The organism is Polaromonas sp. P3_C2, assembly GCF_056402675.1.
The window spans coordinates 1-3,706 of record NZ_JBFUGX010000426.1 but is presented as its reverse complement, the minus strand read 5'-3'; the positions used below and the strand labels follow the sequence as shown (position 1 = coordinate 3,706).

1 protein-coding gene is annotated in these 3,706 nt (G+C 63.7%); it reads right to left on the bottom strand.

What is annotated here, in order from left to right:
• Positions 1–3,706 (bottom strand): beta strand repeat-containing protein (locus tag AC1DWI_RS16465; RefSeq protein WP_477725229.1); only part of this gene is annotated, 3,706 nt, incomplete at both ends.

The window sequence follows — 3,706 nt, the reverse complement described above, 5'->3', positions numbered from 1 at the left end:
GCGTGATGTTGGCCGTGACAGCTGTGGGTTGAACCACGGTGTAGTTGCCGGCATCTGCACCGCCCAGTGTGTAGCCGGTGACGGTGACGGTCTTGCCATTGCCAACATTCTTGTTGGCGAAATTTCCGCTGCCGGTACCGCCCACGGTCACGGTATCACCACTCAAAGCCGTCACCGCTGCTGTTCCGCTCAGCGTCGCTGTGGTGGTCGTGTCGTAGACCTTGTTGTTTGCGCCTACGCCSGTAACAGCCAGGCTTGCCGGCGTGATGTTGGCTGTCACGCCGGTGGGTTGCACCACGGTGTAGTTGCTCGCATCGGCGCCGCCCAGCGTGTAGCCGGTTACGGTAACCACCTTGCCGTTGCCCACGTTTTTGTTGGCGAAGCTGCCGCTGCCGGTGCCGCCCACCGTAACCGTGTCGCCACCCAAAGCTGTCACCGCTGCTGTTCCGCTCAGCGTCGCGGTGGTCGTTGTGTCGTAGACCTTGTTGTTGGCCCCCACGCCCGTAACCGCCAGGCTTGCCGGCGTGATGTTTGCCGTGAAACCTGTGGGTTGCACCACGGTGTAGTTGCCGGCATCGGCGCCGCCCAGCGTGTAGCCGGTCACGGTAACCACCTTGCCGTTGCCCACGTTCTTGTCGGCAAACCGGCCGATGCCCGTGCCGGCCACGTTCACCGTATCACCGGCGAAAGCTGCAACGCTGGCCGTGCCGTTGATGGTGGCGGCGTCACTGGCGTTGTACACCTTGTCCTGGATCGTCACACCGCCAACGGCAAGGCTGGCCGGCGTGATGTTCGCGGTCAGGCCCGTGGGCTGCACGACGACATAGTTGGCGGCATCTGCGCCGCTCAGCGTGTAGCCGGTGACGGTCACGGCCTTGCCGTTGCCCACGTTCTTGTCGGCGAAAGCACCGCTGCCGGTGCCGGCGATGCTCACCGTGTCGCCGGCGATGGCTGTGACGCTGGCCGTGCCGTTGAGGGTGGCGGTGGTGCCGGCGTCATACACCTTGTTGTTTGCGCTCACGCCTGTGACAGCCAAACTGGCGGGATTGACTGTCAGCGTGCCATTGGCGTAACTGATGTCGTAGCCCTGCTGATTGGAATACAGGCCGGAACCCGTCACCGTGTAGCTTCCGGCATTGACCGCGCCCTGGGCGGTTCCGCCGAAACTGATGCTTCCCGACAAGCTGCCGCAAGCCGTATTGGAGCAACTGATGCCGGTTCCGCCGTTCCAGGACAGCTTGTCGTAGGTCTTGCTGGTGCTGCCGACCGTGACCGTGGTGGCCTTCATGAGCGCCTTGAGCAGGGGACGGCTATTTCCCTCATAAATACGCCAGACGCTGGTGAAATCCCAGTTCGGGTTGACGTTGCCGTTGGCAGCCGTGGCCGAGCTGAAATTGGCCTGTTGTTGCATCTGGGCTGTGGTCATGCCCATGCCGCCGCCCGAGCTGGTGGCCCGCCCGGTTGTGACGGTGTCCCAGAAACTGTTGTTGATCGCCGTTCCGGCGTCCCACAAGCCGACCAGCCCGCCCAGGTTGCTGGTGCCGCTCACGGCCCCGGTCGCGTAGCTGTTGTTGATGGTGCCACCAGCATTGAACTTATAGCCCACCAGGCCGCCGACATTCGTGGTGCCGGACACCGTGCCACTCGCATAACTGTTGCTGATCACAACATTGGCGGTACCATTGCTGTCCCAATACCCCACGAGCCCGCCGACATCCTGGCCGGTGCTGGTGACGTTGCCGCTGGCGTAGCTATTGCTGACGCTTCCGCCGTTGAGCATGTCGCCCACCAGCCCGCCAACCCGCGAACTCGATGCGCCGACAGAGCCGGTGGCATAGCTGTCGCTGATAAGGCCCTGGTTCCAGCCAACCAGCCCGCCCACAATGAACGAGCCGATCACCGCGCCGCTGGCGTGGCTGTTGCGGATTACGCCCTGGCTGGTCCCCACCAGCCCACCAGCCTCGGATCCGGAGCCGGTCACTGAGGTGCTGGCGTAGCTGTTAGTGATATTGCCAGAGCTCCACCCGGCCAACGCGCCGACTTTGGTTTGGCCCGTGACGCTACCGCCGGCCAAGCCCAAATTGTTGATTCGCCCCGAAGCGCCTACATAGCCGAGCAGACCGACGTAGGTGGCGGTGGGCCGGTTGATAGTGAGGCCGGAAATGGTGTGGCCCAAACCGTCCAGGATGCCACTGAATTGCGCCAGGTTGTTGCCCAGCGGTTCGAATCCACTGCCGCCGTTCCAAGCGCTGGTTGGCGAGGCGTCGATGTCAGCGCCCAGTGCGTAGCGACCGTTGAGATTGCCGCTCATGCCCTGTAAATCTGTGCCGCTGGTGCTGGTTGCGGTACCCAGGTCAGTGATCACCGTATAGGCGACGGGGGTACCGTTGCTGCCTTGCTTGGTGCTGAAATTGTTGCCTGCCGGCAAATTGATCTTCGCGCCGTTGTTGACGTTGTAGGAGTTGGTGATTCCATTGGTATTGCMCTGGCCGTATTCCAGCGCCAGCTTGCCGGTGCCCGATGCGTTGAGGTTGGCATTGATGTTGATGTTGTTCTGCGCGTTGAGCGTCAGCTGGTTGACGCTCCAGCTCACCACGTTGTTGACGTTGACATCGCCCGCCGTGCCCGTGTTCCCGCTGCTGCTCTGGATGACGACGTTGCCTGAGGCCAGGTTGGCACTCAGGGCCGCACCCGTGATGTTCCCGCCTGCAGCGGCGATGGTGAAGTCCACAGGATCGATCAGCCAGGTGCCGCTTTGGCCCGCGGGGGCCGCCGTGGTGATCCGGGCGCCGTCGGCAATGTTCACCTGCGCGCCCGAGGTTTCCACAAAGCCGCCGTTGCCGCCGTTGGGCGCCGAAGCGTCCAGCGTGCCCGCAATGTTGGCAGTGCCGGCGGCCATGCCGCCCAGCAGGATGATGGTGCCGCTGCGGTTTTCCACGGTGCGCGCCTGGATCACCCCGGTGTTGTTGACTGCGCTGGCCAGCAGGGAATCCTTGGCACCGGCGCTCATCAGCGCCTGCCCGCCGTCAGCCAKAATCAACCCGCCGTTCTCGGCCAGGCTGTTGAGAACGCTCTGGTCCACCTCGATCTTGAGCAGCTGGTTGCCCTGGAAGGTCAAAGTAGCCGCGCTGCCTGCCGCCAGCGCCACGCTGCCCTGCGGAGCGCTGATGCTGCCCTGGTTGCGCACGGTATTGCCGACCAGTGCAACGTAGCCGCCCGTGGCAGCATTGATGCGGCCCTGGTTGACCACACTGCCTGCGCCTGCGCCGCTGAAGCTGCGCTTTCCGCTGCTCAGGTCCGCATCCTTGACATCCAGTGTCGACGCCACCAGCCCGCCCACATTGACCTGGGCGCCGGCGCCAAACAGGATGCCGTTGGGGTTGATCAGGAAGACCTGCCCATTGGCATTGAGCTGGCCCAGGATCTGGCTGCCGTGGGTGTCCATGATGCGGTTGACCGCGATCGCGCTGGCCGAAGGCTGCACGAAGTTGACGCTTTCCTGCGCGCCTACGTTAAAGCTCTTCCAGGTCAGCGAAGCGTTCTGGCTGGATTGATTGATGGTGGTGGCGGAGCCGCTCTGCGAGATGCTGGCCGCGCCCGAAGTGACCTGGCCGTCTACCGGGCCGGCCTGCGCTGTTGCTGCTCCCAGCAGCAAAACGGCCGTTACGGGCTTGCGCAGGGTCCATCTGCCCGCGGCGCTATCTGT